The organism is Streptomyces bambusae (genome assembly GCF_019400985.1).
In the GTDB taxonomy this organism is placed as follows: Bacteria; Actinomycetota; Actinomycetes; order Streptomycetales; family Streptomycetaceae; genus Streptomyces; species Streptomyces bambusae_A.
The window spans coordinates 1-1810 of record NZ_WTFF01000600.1 but is presented as its reverse complement, the minus strand read 5'-3'; the positions used below and the strand labels follow the sequence as shown (position 1 = coordinate 1810).

Sequence of the window (1810 nt, the reverse complement as noted above, 5' to 3'; positions counted from 1 at the left end):
TATACGCGACAGCCCTCGGCCGCGGCCACGCCCTCGGCCAGCACGATGGCCAGGATGCCGTCCGCGTCGGCGCCGGCCGGGCCGAGGTAGGCCCGCTGCACCGCGTCCTCGGCGGCCACCACCGCCCGTACCGCCCCGGTGACCGCGGGGTCGGCCAGCGGGTCGGCGTCGGTGCGGCCCTCGGCGAGGGCCAGCAGGGCGGAGCCGGCCAGCGGGAACGTGACCGGGCCGGCCACGTCCAGGAGCAGGGTGTCGGCCTTCTCGTGGGCGAGGGCGGCCAGCGCCTGGCGCAGCGGCACGGCGACCGGCCGGCCGGCCGGGTCCCACCGGGCCAGGGAGTCGGTCGAGGTGAAGGCGGGCAGGGCCCGGCGGTCGCCCGCGACCAGCGTGGGCACGGCCATGTCGCTGGTCTTCTCCTGCTTCAGACCGGTCTCGGGGTCGATCTCGACCTCGCCGAGCACGGCGACGACGGGGACCAGCAGCCGGGCTCCGGCGAGGGCCGCGAGCACCTCGGGCTCGCGGGAGCGGTCCTCGGCCCAGGCGGCCAGGGCCGCGCTCAGCCGCGGATCGGCGGAGCCGTCGTCGTCGGAGAAACCGGGGTCGGGAATGTTCTTCTGCGCCACAGTTACCCGACCCTATCCCGACCCCGCCGCCGGGCGAGTACGGCGGCCAGCGCGAGCAGCACCAGCCCGCCGGCCGAGGCCGCCAGGGCGGGCAGCCCGGAGCGGCGCCCGGCCGGGCGGAGGGGTTCGGGGCCGGAGCCGAAGTACTGCTGCGCGTACGGCACCGGCTCGGGGAGGACGCCCTGCGGCCGCAGGGCCTCCGCGGCCCGCAGTGCGGCCACCGGGTCGACCAGGCCGTGGCCGCGGGCGTCGTCGCGGCCGCCGGGCGGGGAGTCTGCGGCGGTGTCGGCCAGCAGCTTCTTGATCTGGGCCGGGGACAGGCCGGGGTGGGCGGACCTGACCAGGGCGACGGCGCCGGAGACGAAGGCCGCGGCGGCGCTGGTGCCCCAGCCCTCGTAGTAGGAGCGGTCGGGGTCGGCGATGACGACGTCGACGCCGGGGGCGCAGACGGTGGCGTACCAGCTGCGGGTGGAGAAGGCGGCCTTGCGGCCGCGGCGGTCCACGGCCGTGACGGCGATGACGCCCGGGTACGAGGCCGGGTAGGAGGCGTGGTCGCCGGCCTGGCCGCCGTTGCCGGCGGAGGCCACCACGACCGCGCCCTTGGCCAGGGCGTACTGGACGGCCTCGTCCTCGGCGGCCTCGTGGTGGGCGGAGGCGCTGTCGTCGCCGAGGGAGAGGTTGATCACGTCGGCGCCGTGGTCGGCGGCCCAGCGGATGCCCTCGGCGAGCGCGCCGCCCTTGTTCTCGCGGGCCTTGGCGCGGCCCGGGTCGCCCTCCTCCAGGATCCCCCGGACCGGCAGGATCCGGGCGGCGGGGGCGATGCCGAGGATGCCCTGGCGGCGGCTGGGTCCGTGGCCGTGGCCGGCGATGATCCCGGCCATGGCGGTGCCGTGGCGGGCCCAGTTGCGGTCGCCGCGGGTGGCGCCCATGCCGATCAGGTCGGTGCCGTCGAGGACCTGGCCGTCGAGGTCGGGGTGGGCGGCGTCGACGCCGGTGTCGAGGACGGCGACGGTGACGCCCTCGCCCCGGGTGGTGCCCCAGGCCTCCTCGGCGCGCAGCGCGGTCAGCGCCCACTGGCGTTCGCGGACGACGTCCTCGACGTCGGCGGCAGCCGGGTGGGCGGTGGTCACGGCGGCGACCGCGAGCAGGGCGGCGACGGCCGTGGCGCGCAGCGCGCGGCGCCGGGC

The 1810-nt window shown here is 78.2% G+C and carries 2 protein-coding genes; both read right to left on the bottom strand.

The features are described from left to right. A partial coding sequence (locus GPJ59_RS35935; protein WP_219672315.1) for an SseB family protein occupies positions 1–623 on the bottom strand: 623 nt, incomplete at its 3' end. A gap of 2 nt (positions 624–625) precedes the next feature. Further along, a partial coding sequence (gene mycP / locus GPJ59_RS35930; RefSeq protein WP_374201010.1) for a type VII secretion-associated serine protease mycosin occupies positions 626–1810 on the bottom strand: 1185 nt, incomplete at its 5' end.